General features: G+C 58.9%; 24 protein-coding genes. 2 read left to right on the top strand and 22 right to left on the bottom strand.

The annotated features are described in order from the left end of the window. Window positions 1-47: 47 nt before the first annotated feature. Window positions 48-278 carry a hypothetical protein gene (locus tag NKG59_RS25045; RefSeq protein WP_253542782.1) on the top strand — a complete coding sequence of 77 codons (231 nt, stop codon included), beginning with the start codon at window positions 48-50 and terminating at the stop codon, window positions 276-278. 41 nt (window positions 279-319) lie between these two features. Here NKG59_RS25045 and NKG59_RS25040 read toward each other — a convergent pair whose 3' ends face one another. The 3 genes from NKG59_RS25040 to NKG59_RS25030 all read right to left on the bottom strand — a co-directional run bounded on the left by NKG59_RS25040 (window position 320) and on the right by NKG59_RS25030 (window position 3,017). Continuing rightward, window positions 320-1,135: an N-6 DNA methylase gene (locus tag NKG59_RS25040; RefSeq protein ID WP_253542780.1), complete on the bottom strand. Its 816-nt coding sequence runs from the start codon at window positions 1,133-1,135 to the stop codon at window positions 320-322. Between the two features lie 692 nt (window positions 1,136-1,827). After that, window positions 1,828-2,115, bottom strand: coding sequence for an H-NS family nucleoid-associated regulatory protein (locus NKG59_RS25035; protein ID WP_253542778.1), 288 nt, complete (start codon window positions 2,113-2,115; stop codon window positions 1,828-1,830). Between the two features lie 155 nt (window positions 2,116-2,270). Continuing rightward, window positions 2,271-3,017 (bottom strand): alpha/beta fold hydrolase, encoded by a 747-nt coding sequence (locus NKG59_RS25030; protein ID WP_253542775.1) that lies wholly within the window; start codon window positions 3,015-3,017, stop codon window positions 2,271-2,273. A 407-nt stretch (window positions 3,018-3,424) separates the two neighbouring features. Between NKG59_RS25030 and NKG59_RS25025 the strand changes: the two genes are divergently transcribed. After that, window positions 3,425-3,814: a hypothetical protein gene (locus NKG59_RS25025; protein WP_253542772.1), complete on the top strand. Its 390-nt coding sequence runs from the start codon at window positions 3,425-3,427 to the stop codon at window positions 3,812-3,814. Here NKG59_RS25025 and NKG59_RS25020 read toward each other — a convergent pair. The 19 genes from NKG59_RS25020 to NKG59_RS24930 all read right to left on the bottom strand — a co-directional run bounded on the left by NKG59_RS25020 (window position 3,811) and on the right by NKG59_RS24930 (window position 14,778). Next, complete coding sequence (locus NKG59_RS25020) at window positions 3,811-4,494, bottom strand: SOS response-associated peptidase (RefSeq protein WP_253542769.1); 684 nt, start codon at window positions 4,492-4,494, stop codon at window positions 3,811-3,813. The two genes, NKG59_RS25025 and NKG59_RS25020, sit on opposite strands and share 4 nt — an antisense overlap. Before the next feature lie 40 nt (window positions 4,495-4,534). After that, window positions 4,535-4,867: a hypothetical protein gene (locus NKG59_RS25015; protein WP_253542766.1), complete on the bottom strand. Its 333-nt coding sequence runs from the start codon at window positions 4,865-4,867 to the stop codon at window positions 4,535-4,537. Between the two features lie 162 nt (window positions 4,868-5,029). Next, entirely contained in the window at window positions 5,030-5,302 is a 273-nt protein-coding gene (locus NKG59_RS25010; protein ID WP_253542750.1) for a hypothetical protein, read from the bottom strand. 198 nt (window positions 5,303-5,500) lie between these two features. Beyond that, entirely contained in the window at window positions 5,501-5,806 is a 306-nt protein-coding gene (locus tag NKG59_RS25005; RefSeq protein ID WP_253542747.1) for a hypothetical protein, read from the bottom strand. A 16-nt stretch (window positions 5,807-5,822) separates the two neighbouring features. Beyond that, complete coding sequence (locus tag NKG59_RS25000; protein WP_253542744.1) at window positions 5,823-6,029, bottom strand: hypothetical protein; 207 nt, start codon at window positions 6,027-6,029, stop codon at window positions 5,823-5,825. Between the two features lie 24 nt (window positions 6,030-6,053). Further along, window positions 6,054-6,353, bottom strand: coding sequence for a hypothetical protein (locus NKG59_RS24995; RefSeq protein WP_253542741.1), 300 nt, complete (start codon window positions 6,351-6,353; stop codon window positions 6,054-6,056). Window positions 6,354-6,368: 15 nt separating this feature from the next. Then, the gene (locus NKG59_RS24990; RefSeq protein WP_253542738.1) at window positions 6,369-6,683 is read right to left on the bottom strand and encodes a hypothetical protein; all 315 of its coding nucleotides are present in this window, start codon (window positions 6,681-6,683) and stop codon (window positions 6,369-6,371) included. Between the two features lie 31 nt (window positions 6,684-6,714). Then, on the bottom strand, window positions 6,715-7,014 hold the full coding sequence (locus NKG59_RS24985) for a hypothetical protein (protein ID WP_253542735.1): 300 nt from the start codon (window positions 7,012-7,014) through the stop codon (window positions 6,715-6,717). Window positions 7,015-7,246: 232 nt separating this feature from the next. Beyond that, entirely contained in the window at window positions 7,247-7,597 is a 351-nt protein-coding gene (locus NKG59_RS24980; protein WP_253542733.1) for a hypothetical protein, read from the bottom strand. Between the two features lie 19 nt (window positions 7,598-7,616). Continuing rightward, window positions 7,617-7,865 (bottom strand): hypothetical protein, encoded by a 249-nt coding sequence (locus NKG59_RS24975; RefSeq protein WP_253542731.1) that lies wholly within the window; start codon window positions 7,863-7,865, stop codon window positions 7,617-7,619. 38 nt (window positions 7,866-7,903) lie between these two features. After that, window positions 7,904-8,107 (bottom strand): helix-turn-helix domain-containing protein, encoded by a 204-nt coding sequence (locus tag NKG59_RS24970; protein WP_253542728.1) that lies wholly within the window; start codon window positions 8,105-8,107, stop codon window positions 7,904-7,906. Window positions 8,108-8,187: 80 nt separating this feature from the next. Further along, entirely contained in the window at window positions 8,188-8,463 is a 276-nt protein-coding gene (locus NKG59_RS24965) for a hypothetical protein (RefSeq protein ID WP_253542725.1), read from the bottom strand. Window positions 8,464-9,023: 560 nt separating this feature from the next. Beyond that, on the bottom strand, window positions 9,024-9,302 hold the full coding sequence (locus NKG59_RS24960) for a hypothetical protein (RefSeq protein WP_253542722.1): 279 nt from the start codon (window positions 9,300-9,302) through the stop codon (window positions 9,024-9,026). Between the two features lie 17 nt (window positions 9,303-9,319). Next, window positions 9,320-9,646 carry a hypothetical protein gene (locus NKG59_RS24955; RefSeq protein ID WP_253542719.1) on the bottom strand — a complete coding sequence of 109 codons (327 nt, stop codon included), beginning with the start codon at window positions 9,644-9,646 and terminating at the stop codon, window positions 9,320-9,322. Window positions 9,647-9,676: 30 nt separating this feature from the next. Continuing rightward, window positions 9,677-10,363, bottom strand: a complete 687-nt coding sequence (locus NKG59_RS24950; protein WP_253542716.1) for an HNH endonuclease — start codon at window positions 10,361-10,363, stop codon at window positions 9,677-9,679. Window positions 10,364-10,647: 284 nt separating this feature from the next. Beyond that, window positions 10,648-11,214, bottom strand: a complete 567-nt coding sequence (locus tag NKG59_RS24945) for a hypothetical protein (RefSeq protein WP_253542713.1) — start codon at window positions 11,212-11,214, stop codon at window positions 10,648-10,650. Window positions 11,215-11,787: 573 nt separating this feature from the next. Next, entirely contained in the window at window positions 11,788-12,183 is a 396-nt protein-coding gene (locus NKG59_RS24940; RefSeq protein WP_253542711.1) for a hypothetical protein, read from the bottom strand. 89 nt (window positions 12,184-12,272) lie between these two features. Then, window positions 12,273-14,384, bottom strand: a complete 2,112-nt coding sequence (locus tag NKG59_RS24935) for an NACHT domain-containing protein (protein WP_253542709.1) — start codon at window positions 14,382-14,384, stop codon at window positions 12,273-12,275. Between the two features lie 184 nt (window positions 14,385-14,568). Then, window positions 14,569-14,778, bottom strand: a complete 210-nt coding sequence (locus tag NKG59_RS24930) for a hypothetical protein (protein ID WP_253542707.1) — start codon at window positions 14,776-14,778, stop codon at window positions 14,569-14,571. Between the last annotated feature and the right edge of the window lie 499 nt (window positions 14,779-15,277).

The raw sequence follows: 15,277 nt of genomic DNA, 5'->3' as shown, positions 1-15,277 counted from the left end.
CGGAAACAGATGTACGAGGAGAGCAGTTCATGGTGAGGCGGAAGCCCGTGCTCCCGCCTCCACTTGCCGCCGGCACCTATCGCGCCACGTGCCGCGAGGCGGATCTACTCAGCGCCGCAGCGAACGGACACAGCAGCGTGTATCCGGAGGCGGTGTGCGTGAGCGATGGCCAGTGGTGCACCTTCTTTCGCGATGGCGCGAAGGTCTGGAGTTGCAATGCGCACTACGCGGCAGCGCACTTCATCATGGAGACGACGACCATCGACCACGCCTGCTGAGCTGCCCGCGCTCATCGCGGGCAGCTTGGCGATAGCTAGGGTCAGGTGCCGAACAAATCGAGCTGCTCGCTCTGCGCGATGCGGCGCGTCACGATCGCCGCACGGTGTTGTGCGAGCGGATCGGATGCCGAGGCGACGGTGGGCGCCGTAGCGCTAACAGTCTGCGCTGCACCCTCTTCCTGGTCGGCCGCTTCCCGCTTCGCCTCTTCACGATCGCGGCGACGCAAACGCATATCCCAGAGGCCCAGCACGTGGGCCGGCGTCACCCAATGGCCCCAGACCGTGTCGGGCGCCAGCGCATTGCCGTGAATGACGATGGCCGGGACATGCAGCAGCGACAGTTGCACGTAGGCCATGTGACAGGCAGTCGCGTCGATGTCGATCAGCGTGGCATGCATGGTCTGCTGGTAGTTGATGCCGTCATCGAGCAGCGCGGACGCAGCTGCGATCACCATGCCGCCGGCGCCGGCGGCGGGCTCCATCAGCGACAGGAAGCCGTTGCGCTCGATTTCGGCCGGCGCGCCGGACATGAGTATCTTGGCCATCAGCCGCGACACCTCGAACGGCGTGAAGAACTGCCCTTTCCAGTGGTCGGCGAGTTGCAGAGCCTCGAAAATCTGGCCCAACGCATCCTTGTGGCCGCCCTCCAGCGATTCAACCAGGCAGCCCAGCATGCGCGGGAAGTATTCGACTTCCTCGCGCTCATAGCGCTTCACGATTTCCAAATAGCGCGCCTCGCGTGCGTCGTATTGCACCAGGTCGACGCGGTTGCTGAGGGACAGGGCCGCGAGTTCGCAGAAGTCGCGGAACACCTCGTGCCGGCGATACCGGCGTGCGCATTGCTCAATTAGTTTCACCAACGCCTGTTGATGGGGGTCCAAGTGGTTACACTGTTGCTTAGCCATAGTTCACGAGCCTCCGTGAGAAGTGGTCAGGAAGCCCCGGTGCGGTTGCAGCCGCTCTGGGGCTTTTGCTTTCTGAGAGGCACTTACGAGCGATCCTCTCGCTCGGTTTCCCTCGCTCCCGCCCTGGGGCGGGCGGGGGGTGGGAGATAGCCCTTGCCCTCACGGGCAAGGGTTGGGATGGGGTGGGGTTAAAGCAGCGAGCAACACGGCTGGTCGCCGCGTCGCATCAAGCATCCCCACACAAGGCCCCCTCACCTTGGTGCGGGGGTTGTGTGGGGATGCGCGACGCGGTGATCGGCCGTGTCGCTGTGCCGTTGGCGGTGCCGACATCAGGCGGCCGGCATGACAGCGCCCTGGCGCTGGCGTGACGGCTGCGTCGGTGCCGCCTGCGGTCTGCGCCGCACGTGACCGGATCAGCCAGGCGCGTGACAGTGCGCAGCGCTGGCGCGGGACTGGCCCGGGCGCGGGCGGTGCGGAACGCTCGTCATTCACGGGCCGTCGGCCCGCACTTGGAACTCATGGACACGGCGCCGCGGCCGCCCAAGTCGACGCGTGATGGCCCCAAAGAGAAAAGGCGCAGCCCCGATGAGGTCTGCGCCTTTGCAAAGACGGTGGGAGCCGGCGCGCTGCGCCCGGCAGATGACTCAGCTATCGACCCGGAAATGCTCCGCACTCTGGCCAGCGTTGACGGCCCGCTGCAGCCAATCGGGCATTTCGCCTTCCCCGTCCCAGGTCTGGCCATCCGCGCTGCGATAGCGCACCGTCAGCTGCTTTCGCTGTCGCGATGGGAACACGCCTGCAGCCGCCAGGTCGGCGTACGTCAGCCCGTAGCGCGCGATCTGCAGACGGACCCACGTGATTGCCTCAGCTCGGCGGCGCAACGCCACGGTCGAGCTGGGTTCAATGATGGAGAGGGCGGCGCGGTTCGGCATAGAAGCTGAAGTTGAGAGCGGGTTGCCACGGGTCATCGCGATGCAAGGGCCGGTGGATCTACTGAGATTGCGATGGCTAGCACTCGTGGGTGGGGTTCGATATGCGGTTCAACATAGCAAATATTGCTTGTAACGTGGGCAGGTGTGGGGAACGCTCACGCACCAGCGTACTTGACCTGTGAAGCTGTGAAGCGCTCAGCTGCCGCCGCGATAAATGTGCCAATCACGCAAGCCGCCTCACGCGGCACGGCCTGCAGCAGGCAATGCGGCGCGTCCATCGTGACAAGCTGCATGTCCGGTCGAACCTGCTGCACGAGCGAAGCTGCGGAACGCGGCACGACGTTGTCTTCCGCACCTTGCAGATAGAGCAGCGGCACCTGCACCGCGGCAAGTTTGTCGGTGACATCCACCTCAAGCACGGATCGCAGTCTGGCCCGAAAGACTGCCGGCGCTACCGTGTTCACGGCCTGCAGGAACATGCGATGCAACGGCTGGGTAAAGAATCGGCCAAACAGCAGCCGGCTGCCAATGCGGGTGATAACGTCGTTGAACGGCAATAGGTTGAGGGCAAATCCGAGTGGGCGCAGCCGAGGATGCGGATTACGCGCGAAGGTACAGCACAGGATCAGGCCCATCATGCCGGGAGGACAGCTCGCCGCGATTTCGATTGCCAACGGCCCGGAGAATGACTCACCGAGCACGACATAGGGTCCATCGATGGCCTTTAGCTCGGCCTGTATCCGTGGAATCAACGCTGCATATGGAAGGGGCTCTGATTCTGGATACGTGAGGACCTTTGGCACGATCCCCTCTCCCATTTCGGCAAGCAGCGGCTGAAACAGTCGGCCGGTCCCATCCATACCGGGAAGCAGCACCAGCGTGACTGGTGTCTTCTGACTCATTGGATGTCCCATCTAGGTTGTCATGGCGCGAGCGCTCGCAGGTGGGGTTCAAAATGGGGTTCAAAATATCAAACATTGCTCGTGATGTGGGCTCGCACACTGGAGCTGCTGTGGGCAAGTGTGGGTAGCCTCGTGGGCAACCTGTGGGCAGGCGCAGCCTGTCCATCGGGTTGTCCATCAGGCTATCCACACGGGCCGCGCTAGCGGCTGTCCACAGCCTGGTGGACCACTACGGCACGCCTGTCGACAGTCAGTTGCCGTTGCCTCTCCGGCGCCTGCAGAAACCGGCCACGCCGGCGTAAGATGCGATAGAACGGTGCAACAGAGAACGGCCGCGCTGCATGCCCTGCCTCGATCGGCAGCCACGCGCTCGCAAGCACAAGCGCGGCAACGCCTGGGAGACGACGATGAGCATGTCGGACGACGATTGGAGCGGCGTCGCATACGCACATAACAACCGCACGGCGGACACGCTGGCGGCGCACCTGGAGGCCAACGGCATCCTGCCGCCCGGCCACGTCGTGGTGAACCTGCAGCTGTATTTGCGGGCCACGATGGCTCCCAAAGGACTGAAGGCCCCTTACCTGACCGTCACCCTGTTCGATGCGTCCGGTAGTCGCGATCCGGCGGCGGCCTATCGCCAGGCTATCAAGGATGGCCAGGTCGTTTTCCCCATCGTGCACGTGCAGGTCGATGAAAAGGTGATCGAGATCTTCAGCGACCTGATGATCGACCTGACACCCAAGGGCTTCCACACCCCCCACCACCGCGAAGTGACGACGGTGTACAAGCCTTAGATCAGGAGGTCGCTCGCCGACTGCTTGGCTGCCCGAGGCGGCCGCGGCGCCGGCGCAGTGTCCATCAGCTCGGCCGGATAGAGGCTCAGGAAGGTACGGGCGACTTCGGGGTCTCGACAAACCAGCCAGTCATCCCAGCGATCGCGCGGGACGATGACGATGCTCCGCTTCTCCTTGCCCGGCGCGTGCATGCGCCGCATCAGCGGGTGCTCGTCGGCATTGATTGTCAGCATCGTGAAGCTGTAGCCAGGTGGTAGGCCATCGGCACGCGCGTCCCAAGCACGCCACAGGCCGGCAATGGCAAAGTCGGGCTCGTCCTTCAGCCAGATCTTGTAGCGCGTGCTCTTCTTCGGATCGGCCTCGTAATTTGGCTCGAATACCGCGCGAGCTGGAATGAGCGCCAGTTGGCCAGCCTTCCAGAATTTCGCAAAGGTGGGCTTTTCGCCCACGGTCTCGGAGCGCGCGTTGGTGGTGTCGATGCTCACGCCAGGCGGTAGCCTGCGTTTGGGCACGAAACCGAAGTTGGCCACGACGCAGTCCCGCACACCGTGCTCGTTGATGCGCACAATCGGCGCGGCGTAGTCGGGGTACGACTCGGCACGGTAGTCAAAGTGCTCTGCGGCCGTACGAAACAGTTCGTTGATCCGGTCCAGCTCCGACGGCTCGTAGTTATTGCACATGCGCACCTCGCAGTCTTGCGATGCCCGCCATCATAGAGCACTAGCGGTAGACTTTTTTATTACGCTTCTTCGTGCTGTAGCGATGCCGCCGCTTCTCCTTGATGTGATGCAGCGACGGCAGGTTCTCGTGCACGTAGCACTCGTCGCGCAAAACCTCGGCCAACTCGCCCAACACATAGTCGAACCCGCCGGGTATCAGTTGATCCTGCATCCGGTGCGCGCGCACAACCGCGCCGGCGGTCTTGATGACGGTGTGCAAGCAGTAGATCTCCCACACCAGGCGACGCATGGGGCGCGTCGGGCTCTCCTGGTAGAGGGCACGGATCTCCGCCTGGGTCAGCGCTGGATAGTTCTTCCGTTCCGGATTTTTCATGGCGGGCACCGCTACACAACAACAACCCCGCACCCACCCCACCCCGGCGAAGCGGGACCCTTAGCGAGCGCAACAACGGTCGGGGGGTGGCCTGTCGGCGCTGCGGCCCATCAGCTCAGCATCCGAAAATTTCGGGCTACCGCACCCCACCCACCCCGCCGTTCAATCGCACAGCTCGGCGTCGACCAGCTCCGGCGCGTCGGTGACGGAAAACGCTGGGACCAGGATTGCGTGGCGCGCCTTGGCATCCCAAAGCGACTCAAACGGCCCATGGATGGTGGCATCACGCGACAGCATGTAGCCTGGCTGGCCTAGCACGTACAGTAAAGCAATGGCCCACCCGCTCGGGTGCTCCCAACCGTAGGGCGAAACCTGCGTCCAGTAATCCATCGCCGCCTCCTTGTCGACCGTGGGCTGGCCGAACGTCCGGCGCATTCCACCGCGACCGGCGCGGCTAGCCCTGGAGGTATACTACTGTATGGATGTACAGTGTCAACACTTGTGACGAACCCTGGTTTGGTCCGTGCTACGAGTGGGAGTCGCAGAGGTCGCGCAACTCACTTTGCGTTGGCGCCGTGTAGATCCAGCCATTCTTGCCGGTGCGGGGCGCTCTCCGCGCCAAAATTTTCGAGGTTAATTTTCGTAGACCGAGCGTAGCCAACCGGCGTACTCGCTCATACAGCCCATCAGGATGAGGCGACCGTCATCGGCGCCGCGACTGCGCGAGGCGTCATCGCAACCGATACATGCGAGCAAGTAGGCATTCAAGGCGTCGCACGCCGCTTCCAGTTTTCGGGCGCATTCGACAGCGGCCTTTCTTCTGACTGCTTCGGCACGTGCATGCGCTTTGCGATCTCGATCGCTTGTCCAGTCGTCGCCTGTCATGGCGAGCTGTACAGGAGCTGGTTTTCGTGATGGCAGTGAGGGTTCGAAGCTCATGGCTGGCTTTTCCGTCTTACTCGATATACCAGACACGCACCCCGTCCTGCGATGTCGAAGTGACCCCGGCGATGCTACCCGCACGGAAGATCGTTTCTATGTTGATCACCTGAACAGCACTGGCGTTGATCCACTCATTGGCTGCGGCAACGGCGGTTTCCAATGAGCCGCTTAGTAGACCGCCAAGCTTCGGTGCCTTCTGAAAGTCTTTGAAAGCGATCATGGCATCTCTTCCTGTTTTTCCGATTCAGGCACGCGGGTACAGGATGACGAAGGCAACGAGCGTTGTGATGACGCCTACGCAGCCGGCAGTGAAGATCCGCTCAATATCTGCACCCAAATACGCCTCTACCCCCATCACAAGCCCGGCCACCAACACTTGCGGGGCCACGAAAATGGGGAAAGTAGATTTCCAGAAGCTGCGACGGCTCTCCGCGAGTTGCCGCGCGAGTTCGCCGCTGGCACGCAATTGCGCTTGATGCTCAAGCAGGCTGGCATGAAAGCGCTGCATTGTCCTTGTCTCGAATTTGACTGTTCGTTTCAGCATGTTTTTTTCCCTTGGTTATACGGCGAGTGCTTCGATGCGAGCAGGATCGGTCCCGACCGAACGAAGGAGCACCCAAACCTGCCGGCGCTCGTCCGGCTCGAATGAACCGGCGAGGTCCACTCCAAACGGCTGCACCAGTGCCCAAACGCCAGGTGCAATAGGCAGCGCACCCTTAGCCTTCGGATTCGCCCGCAACGTCGCCGTTAGCGTGTCCAGGAACCGCTTGCGCGACCACTCTGCCGGCATCGTCGCGGTGGCCGAATAAGGCAGCCCGCGCAGATGCGCAACAGCAGCCTCAATGTCCGGTTCGCTGATCACAATTTGCGACATGTGCAGTTTCCTAGGGGAACGTTCGTGAGCATTAGTGGACGAGGAATCCCAAGACCGTCCAACCGATGGACGCCCCCACCACCAAAGCCACCGCAAAACAAAACCACTTTCCGGAAGGTGATTCGGACAGCCAAGCCTTCACCACGGAGTACACAAGACCCACACACCCAAGAACCTGACCTGCAATGAGCAGCGAGCCAGGGAACTGCAATTCGGGCATCACTTTCATCGCGATCTCTGGCACCAAAATGACGATCAAACTCATCACCAGCGCCTGCAGCCATACTGGAATCATCGCGAAAAACGAATCCATTTTGCCGTGGGTTTCCATTCAAGCTCTCCTGTTGCGATTTGATTTCCAGTGGTTCAGATGCGCTCCGCGGTTCCTGTTTTTGTTCGGCTCGATGACGAAGCAAACGGCAACGCGTTAGCGTAGGCGAAAAAGACCGGGTTGCAACTTTGGTGGCAGAGGCTGCCTAGGGCAGCGCGATCACCCCACATGCCGCGAGCGCAATCGGCGGTAACGCAGGTTGCCTCTGGCAACTCCCACTCAGAAACGCGCTCTAGCGAGAACCCTTCAGCGCCGCGCGATATTCCTTGTAGTGCTCAGCGATATTGCTTCGGGAAAGACACTGCGCCACCGTGTCGGGCGCGGCGCCAAAGTGCAGCTGCAGCGCGTCTTGAGCATCGGCCCGATGAAACCCTACCGGCGCGGCTGCCACATCGGCACCTTCCGCGGTGCGAAGACTGATCCAGACCGCACCGTCTTCCCACGCACCTCGCACAAGCGGCAGTGCACGCTCATCGGCGTGCGCCTGCGCCAGCATCTGCCGCCCCTTTACCTCGAACACTGGGGCTTCCATTACCTGCAGCAACTCGCCGTCGATGGCGACCTTGGCAACCAGCTTGAACATGGCAGCGTCCTCTTGGTCGTCAGATGGAAAGGCGGGCTTCGATTTCGAGCGCCTTGAGCGCCTTGCCGAATTCGACTCCCTTCGCGTAGGCGCGATTGGCGAGTTCGAGTGCGGTTTTGATCTGGGCGTCCGTCCAGGAATCGGGAACGCTCAGCAGGATTTCGCCCTCTTCGTTACGCAGTACAGCGCGGGCGTTTTTGCGTTCGACGGTGGAGTCTTCAACGTGACAGAACGTGTGCATGGTGGCGATCCGATCATGATTGAACATGACCAGATCGTATATCACCTACGATTCATATGCAACATCTATGTTGCCTTTTGCTTTGCGAGTAGCGCTAGCCCACGATAAGCATCGGCTTCCTTGGGCGGCACAGGCTGGCCCGTCTTCTCGTAGCGGCCGATCTGAACCCGAGTGAGGTTCCAGCGGGCGGCAAGCCCCGCCTGGGTCAACCCGGCCTTCTTGCGCAGCGCCTGCGCATCTTCACCGTACAGCGTGTCTTCCACCGTCATTGGGTTTCGAGCAAAGGAAACACCCATGTTACATGAAAGCAATGCGCTCCCCGAGGCGTCTGCGTCGATACGTATTCTGACTAGCCACAATTTGCTTCCGCCGCAGAGGCAGCTTGCAGGAGCGTCCGGCCGGCTGCGGTCAGATCAACGTTCCACATATCGCCGTTTAAGTCATCCTTCTCACCGGCGGAAATGGTGATCAAGCCACGGTGTTCCAAATTGCGATAACGCTTCAACCACCACCCGGTCGGCACAGGCAGCGATACCCCGTCCGCAAGATTTTTCAAAACGTCAGCAATTTCATGTTCGTCTCCGCGGCGGCACACGCCGACGTTACTGCTGAAATTGCGCTTCAACGCCACTCTGGCGTATGACCGTTGAAACCGCAGCGTTCGCACGTCCAGGACTGACCGTTCCCAGAGGTTTCCCTGACGCTACCAGCAAGATGCCCGTAGCGTTCGCACACCTCTTTGGGCGTGTGCGTCAACTTATACAGCCACTTGAACATCGCTTGCTCCTGAATGTTCCTCGTTACAGGTGTTTTGCAATCTCTCGATCCGGCAACGACTCCAGCTCCTTGATATACGAGTCGGAAAGCCCCGCGTCCCGCATTGCGTGCTTCGTGCTCCTAACCATGTACGCATACACACCCATAGCAAGGGTGGCGGTGACGCACACGACAACGGTGAGCAATCGGACCAAAAAGGGCAGCCAATCAAATTCGGATAGCTCCCTCGCAAAAGCGGGCAACAGGAAATACACCGCCACGCACAACAACGGTAAGGCTATCAAGACACGTTTGCAGAACAAGTGCCAGTGCATCCGCGCATTGATGTGTGATGCGACGGCGACCCTTTGTTCGTCAGTCAGCTTGTCACTCAGAGGAGACCGGTTTTCCATCTTTCCGATCGATAGGTTAGTGAACGGGCACTGCCTTCACCGCTGGGATTAACTGGAAGAGAAAGCCAGTCATGATCATCACCAAGCCGAGCCTCGCTAGCCTGTTGTAGATACGCATCCGCAGGGTCACTTCAATCTCCACATACATGCCTTCATTCAGTAGGCCGATCGAGGGCATGCCGAAGACGGTCACCATCACGCCACCAATGAATCCCACGATTAATCCGATTATGTTCAGATCCCCGCTTGCCAAGGCTGTGTAGAGCCTCCCGGCAAACTGAATTGCTTCGCTCAAAGCAAACCTCCCTTTTCCTACAGCCTTTCGAAGATCGTCTTCACCTGCGCTGCGCTCACTGAGTTGTCGAAGGCGTACTTGACGTTGCCCTGGGTACTGCCGTCCCGCATCTCAATTTCGCCAGTGTCATGGTTGTATGAGAATGCGTACCGATTCCCGCCAATATGGACCCAGAGAACATTCTTTAGCACCCTGATTTCCTGATCCGCGTCCTTCCGCCAAAGGATCGCCCCAATCATTGGCAGGGCGACCTCATCGACTCCCCGAGCATGGTGGTCTGCCCGCTGCATGACGCCTTCGATGTACTGGCGAAGAACTTCTACTTCCGTAACTGACGTAGCCATTGGAATTTCCCTTTCGTGGTATCACTCAAGTTAATTCGCGTTGGTCCTGCCCAATCGAAGGTGGTCCACACCTCCCAGGATGTGGCGCTCCTCCGGCCCAAGCGCTGACAGAAAAGCCGACACTGCGCCCGGTTGATACCAGTAGAACGCATGACCCAAAGCGTCACGAATAGAGTCCATCTCAGTCTTCGTCAACGAAGCCATAAATGCCCTCATACGGATCTCCGCACGCTCCCGAGCTTCGTGGCACGTTCGACACAGTGCCCTGAATGCGCCAAGCGGATACTCCCAAGGCTCGAACCCGTGCCGCATGTTCGCGTAGTAGCAATGATGCGCATCCAGCGCTGCCGTTGCACCACAGTCTTGGCAGGAGTAGCCAGCGCGTTCTTTGATTAACTTCGCCTTTCGCTGCCAACGTTGATCCTTCAACTTACTCGCGTAAGAGCATTGCAACGGAGAGAAGTCATAGTCTTCCGCAGGATAAAAACCGACGCTCCACGAGTAACCCAGTTCGTACCAAAACCCGAATGATTCGATTAGGTCGTCGAACTCTGAAGTGTCTCCACCGTAGTTCAGAATTGTATGTAGCGCACTGCCGTCGATCATCAGCACCAGCAAGGCCTCGTCGTGGAGTTGCTCCCCGCGTGTTCGCCACTCTTCGCCCGTATAAAACTTCGCATCGCCCAATAGGCCCTCGGTGATGAGCCATTCGTTCACTGCATGCCTCATTCGACCCACATTCGCCAACACTCCTGCCTCCTCTCGTTACTGTGTTACCAACTAGCGCACCCGCCAGATCGGCAGCATCAAGCTTTACGATACCCTGCGCCGCCGACTGGCTCGTGGCCCACTGATCCAGCTCTCGTCACTCCGCCTCTGTCAGCAACGACAGGACCAACACCGCTGGCTCACCATCGGCAATGAAGTGGTGGTGTACCTGTTTGGGAAGGTCGCTGGGTTCACCTCTCCCACATCGCCCGATCGGGCCACAAAGCGCATCTTCATTGTTGTTTTTTCAGTTCTGCCTTAGGTAGCACCTGCACAGCGTCTGCTTGAGTGATCGGTGGCAGTTGAATCGCATCAAACAAGATCTTGGGGAAGTTCGTGATCGCGCTCCAGTTCTCCTCGATGATCCTCGAATCGGCGCGTGCTTGAACATAAGCATGATGGGAATTAGCTGCAGAGTACGCACGCACGAAGGCATCGCGGACTTCCGGTTCCAAATACAAGCAATTCCTCTCCCACCACTCCTGACATTTGAGAACGACTGTGCCGACCGTCTCTGTGTGCGCGCCTCCCAACAGCTCGCGCCAGTGCGAAAATGCTTCCTGGTGAGCCGCAAGACGGCGATCGATCGCCGCGAGACGCAAAGCGTGTCGTTGTTTCGAGTTTTCGATCAAGTCATTGAATCGATGCTCTACCGCTTTTTGCAAGTCCGTGATTTCTGCGATGTCCTCTTTCGTTGCCAGGTTCTCACCCTTTTTGCGGAAATAGCTAGGCAAGAACTCTCGGACCATCAGGCCGAGCAAGAAGGAAACGAGAGCGATGAGAATGTCGACGAGAGGCATCGGCGTTTTCTGATTCAGTTTGCTTCCTTGTAGGGGCGCCATTCCGCACGTGGCCCTGCATATAGATGCAAGCCCCCCCCTTGCCGCTCCTTCAGCGACACTTCTAGCCAAAAGCGCTGTCCAACCTTCCTTGACAGACGCATGGCCTTTGAACATTCAACCTTTAAGCCTCCGACGTCGACTCCGAACAGACGCTGCCCTGGCAATGCTCGGACGCGCACGACTGCGTTGGACGGCTCACCAGAATTGCGGTACGTCTCAACCAGAATCTCCATCTGTGTTTTCCTTTCGATTACGGGTACCGGGTTGAATTCCAGCCAATGCCCGTGACACCTCCATCCAGTGAGCCAAGCGAGACGCGCTTTCCGCTGTCATGAACGTGAACGCACCCGCAGTATGAACACCGCATGCCGCCGCCAGCGGACTGGACACGCTCACGAGCGGCTTCGCTCAGCTTGGCGAGTTGCGCGTCGTTCAGAACATGTTGCCTCGATGAATCCCCGCCGCTGCACAATTTTGGGCAAACGATTCTCATCGTCCTCTCCTGTATGACTACAAATCTTTTCCGTGGTGTTAATTGTGATCGCTCTGCCATTCGATAACGCGGGAAACCACCATACTGCGAGCAGCAGTTGCGACGCCGTCATAGAAGCCAATCGCCTTCCTCGTATCACCGCCAGCGCGAAGCAGCATGAGTCCTTTCGCTTCGTCTGTAAGCTGCTTCCCGCAGACATCAGCTACTGCCGCCCAGACCTTCACCTCAAATTCAGAGACGGGCGAGCCTTGTGATGGTCTGACGGCATTCGCAAGCTGTTTCTCGGTCTCAACACGGATACACGTGATGAATGGAAACACTGCATTGATGGCGCGCTCATCAGACCCTTGTGCAGGGGCGGCCAGAGATTCGTTCGCACAGCCAATTGCACATGCAAGCCACAAGCAAGCTCCCAAGGATTTCGTGATGGTCATGGCATATGTCCAGTTTTCCTATTCGCGAGACAGCTAGCCTTTTGCGTTGCGTGCCGGCAAAGCAGCGCTCGCTGCTTTCAGTTTGGCCGTCACCTTTTCCTCAAGGTGAGATGCCCACCGTTGAATGTGGGATCGAGCCGGATAACATTGTTGCGATGTCGGTCCCGATCCGTCTCTGCTGTTCCATAAGTTAGGCGCAACGCCAACCCGCGCGTTTGATGAGGCGTGCTGCCCCCCACGCTGGCGCCGGCGAAAGCAGCACGGATGGAGACCTGGATGGGTATCTCATAAACGTGGAGCGAACGGCTGCCCAACAGCGGCTTCGAGTGGATCAGTGATGCATTTGGGAGTTCTGCCGCGACCGGTCCAATGCCGAACGCAAGCAGAGAATCGCCGAGAGTCTGTCCAAGCCAATACAGTTCGCCTTCAACGAAAATTTGGCAGGAGGGATGACGTAAGGCGACATCAATAAGGGCGCAGACTTCGCCCAACGTCGGCAACAAACCGGCTCCAGCGCCCACATCAGCGGTCTGGGCATCGGGCAATTGCTGTTCAAACAGCTCTGAACGTATCGAAGACGCCCTATCGCGGTAGATGTCTGCATCGTCAACTGCACCGATGTTCACCACGGTCCAGGTAGTGTCGTACGCGACGTCTATAACCTTGATGTAGTCGGCCGTAGACACAACTGAAAGGCATGCGAGGTGCCAGTGGATGGGCATCGTGCCGGAGAGCAGTGATTGGGATGACAGCATTGCCTTGATTTCCCCAATCGTTAGGGACGCAGGACGCTGCAGGCGCTCTTCGTAGAGCGGGAAAAGCTTCGTCTCCCGATGGTCGCGTTCGATCAGCGAAAACGTGGCGGGAATCGACGAGGCATCAGTGCGCCCCCAACTCAGGAACAACCGCCGCATTTCCGTCGTCCAGGGGACGGTGAAGCATCGGTCGTCGTGCTCGATGGCGGCTGTCACGAACAGATATTCGAGAATGGAGCGATGGGCAAACTTAAGATTGCCCTGTGAATCGCGATTCAAAAGGGAGCGCTGGGTGAGTTGCCACCTCGGTACATCCCAGCCAGATGCGGCGCACAGCCGGTCCAACTCATCGGGCGGCATGCGGTCGTCGCCGCCTGCACACTGCTTGCAGTAGAGCGTCACGGCGATAGATTTGGACAGCGTGAGCAGCTCCTTGCCGTCGATCCAGGACCGCTCTCGCTCCAACCACGAGTCCACCATGAATTCATAGAGGCTGTAGGTTTCACTGATGTGCCGCCCCTGGCGAACCAGATCTGGCAGAGTGGCCATCAGCATCGGACGAACCGCCAAGTCGTGGATTTGCGCGATCATCTGTCGTGCCTGCTTGCGCCGTTTGTGGCCATTCAGGGAGAGAACTGGGAAATGCTTGCGCAGGTAAAAGCGGATTTGGTGCTCATTGAAAGGGGCAATGTAGAGGCACCGCAATGGGTATTCGCGGTTAGTGCCCGCTTTGCGGGGGCCGGCGTACATCACCCCACTGGTTTTCGGAACCGCGTCATCATTGGGGAAGAACTGCGAACGACACGTGACGATCACGGCGCGGAAGTCGCTTGCCGCCGCCATAATGGTGGAAAACCGCTCATGCGGTTGGTGAATGGCCTCAGCATCTTCATCAAAGGCGTCCAGCACAAGCGTCGTATTGCGCTTGTCGCCAATGGATTCGATATGCTTTAGCGCATCCTTGCGTCCCAAGGCGACGACGGCGACGGGCCGGCTTCGCTTCTGCCTGAGATGCCTGGCGTAGAAATTAAGGCAGAACGTCGTTTTTCCCATCCCGGAATCAGCAAGGACGATGAGATGCCGCCGGTCTGAGGAATCCAGATGGCTTGCGATGGTCTCAAAAAGCGGCGCCGCCACAATCACGTTGCGAAGATCGGATTCATTAGCAGGGTCGATCGATGTGCAATTTGGACTCGTGTAGTCGCTAAGGGCGTGCCGGATTTCGTCTTCGGTGAAGGCGCAGACGCTAGCCGCCGCCTGCATACGCACAGCAATCTGTTTGGAGCGTCGGTTCAGTTGCAGCCTTTGGAACTTGCTGACCAAGCCTAGGCCGGGGCCCACCGCAGCGGCGGCCGAGGCCAGCCAGAAGATGAACTTGGTGTAGGGATGGGCCAGCACGACAGCGACCTGCGACTGGATGGCTTCAAGAAGGGGCAGCAAATTCATCGGACCATGTCACAAAGCTACATAAGCCACACCGCACAGATAGTCACGAATGCGGCAATACTGCCGCGCAATACACCTAGCGCGCCATTGGACCCTTTTTCTTCCGCGTCTCTTTGTCGGGGCCTGTGAATACTGCCATTGCTTTTCCTTGTGCCGGCGCGGCCGGCGTTTTCTTCTCATCCGGCTATGGTTTCAGCCCGATCGCGTGCAGAGCACTATTGGTCAGCTTAGTGGAAATTGCGGTCAATCGTTCGTGTTCGCGCATCGCCTTAACGAACAACGGATTGTTTTGATCCGCGCATCCGGTTAATGCCTGTGCGGCCGTTAGCTCAGCGATCGCCTCAAGTTGGTCGTTGATCGCTGTGATGATGCGGTTGTATTTCTCGAAGTCCATGTTCTCTCCTTTTGACTCTGTGCCGGCGCAGCCGGCGTCTTTCCTACCCCTTACGACCAAGAATAATCACGGACGTAAGCAGTTATGGATGAAAGCGCTGATTTTCTGGATTGCAGAAGCTGGCACATCTACCTGGTAGCCGATGAACGTCGGGGCTTCGCGAGAGAGTTGTATCGCATGGCCAATGCTTTGCGTGCTGGAAGCCACGGCCATCGCCTGCTCTGGTGTGAGCGGAAACACAGTGGAAATCTCGCTTCCACTCGCCTTCGCTTGTGCCGGTTTCGGAAGCGGTAGCGTTTGGTTATCGAGTAGGAGCGAGTGGAACCAACCACCCGCCGCCACGCTCCGCGCTTTCTCTGTGCCGATTTGATATGTTGGCGCGCAGCTAAATTTGACCCACGGTTTTCATCTAAATTTGACCCACCCCGAGACAGCGTAAAGCGTTACTGCGGTGTGGATAACTCTTCGTTTTCTGCCTCCTTTGATCCCTTTCGACGGG

The organism is Ralstonia chuxiongensis (assembly GCF_024158925.1).
Taxonomy (GTDB): Bacteria; Pseudomonadota; Gammaproteobacteria; order Burkholderiales; family Burkholderiaceae; genus Ralstonia; species Ralstonia chuxiongensis.
This window is presented reverse-complemented; position numbering and strand designations above follow the sequence as displayed.

What these genes read in the sequence shown, in the direction of transcription:
- NKG59_RS25015 (WP_253542766.1), bottom strand. Translation starts at nt 4,867, where the DNA reads ATGAAAAATCCGGAACGGAAGAACTATCCAGCGCTGACCCAGGCGGAG.
- NKG59_RS24995 (WP_253542741.1), bottom strand. Translation starts at nt 6,353, where the DNA reads ATGCTGAAACGAACAGTCAAATTCGAGACAAGGACAATGCAGCGCTTT.
- NKG59_RS25005 (WP_253542747.1), bottom strand. Translation starts at nt 5,806, where the DNA reads ATGAGCTTCGAACCCTCACTGCCATCACGAAAACCAGCTCCTGTACAG.
- NKG59_RS25020 (WP_253542769.1), bottom strand. Translation starts at nt 4,494, where the DNA reads ATGTGCAATAACTACGAGCCGTCGGAGCTGGACCGGATCAACGAACTG.
- NKG59_RS24975 (WP_253542731.1), bottom strand. Translation starts at nt 7,865, where the DNA reads ATGTTCAATCATGATCGGATCGCCACCATGCACACGTTCTGTCACGTT.
- NKG59_RS24940 (WP_253542711.1), bottom strand. Translation starts at nt 12,183, where the DNA reads ATGACCATCACGAAATCCTTGGGAGCTTGCTTGTGGCTTGCATGTGCA.
- NKG59_RS24990 (WP_253542738.1), bottom strand. Translation starts at nt 6,683, where the DNA reads ATGTCGCAAATTGTGATCAGCGAACCGGACATTGAGGCTGCTGTTGCG.
- NKG59_RS24955 (WP_253542719.1), bottom strand. Translation starts at nt 9,646, where the DNA reads ATGGCTACGTCAGTTACGGAAGTAGAAGTTCTTCGCCAGTACATCGAA.
- NKG59_RS25025 (WP_253542772.1), top strand. Translation starts at nt 3,425, where the DNA reads ATGAGCATGTCGGACGACGATTGGAGCGGCGTCGCATACGCACATAAC.
- NKG59_RS25000 (WP_253542744.1), bottom strand. Translation starts at nt 6,029, where the DNA reads ATGATCGCTTTCAAAGACTTTCAGAAGGCACCGAAGCTTGGCGGTCTA.
- NKG59_RS25035 (WP_253542778.1), bottom strand. Translation starts at nt 2,115, where the DNA reads ATGCCGAACCGCGCCGCCCTCTCCATCATTGAACCCAGCTCGACCGTG.
- NKG59_RS24935 (WP_253542709.1), bottom strand. Translation starts at nt 14,384, where the DNA reads ATGAATTTGCTGCCCCTTCTTGAAGCCATCCAGTCGCAGGTCGCTGTC.
- NKG59_RS24985 (WP_253542735.1), bottom strand. Translation starts at nt 7,014, where the DNA reads ATGGAAACCCACGGCAAAATGGATTCGTTTTTCGCGATGATTCCAGTA.
- NKG59_RS25010 (WP_253542750.1), bottom strand. Translation starts at nt 5,302, where the DNA reads ATGCGCCGGACGTTCGGCCAGCCCACGGTCGACAAGGAGGCGGCGATG.
- NKG59_RS24945 (WP_253542713.1), bottom strand. Translation starts at nt 11,214, where the DNA reads ATGCCTCTCGTCGACATTCTCATCGCTCTCGTTTCCTTCTTGCTCGGC.
- NKG59_RS24980 (WP_253542733.1), bottom strand. Translation starts at nt 7,597, where the DNA reads ATGTTCAAGCTGGTTGCCAAGGTCGCCATCGACGGCGAGTTGCTGCAG.
- NKG59_RS25030 (WP_253542775.1), bottom strand. Translation starts at nt 3,017, where the DNA reads ATGAGTCAGAAGACACCAGTCACGCTGGTGCTGCTTCCCGGTATGGAT.
- NKG59_RS24930 (WP_253542707.1), bottom strand. Translation starts at nt 14,778, where the DNA reads ATGGACTTCGAGAAATACAACCGCATCATCACAGCGATCAACGACCAA.
- NKG59_RS24970 (WP_253542728.1), bottom strand. Translation starts at nt 8,107, where the DNA reads ATGACGGTGGAAGACACGCTGTACGGTGAAGATGCGCAGGCGCTGCGC.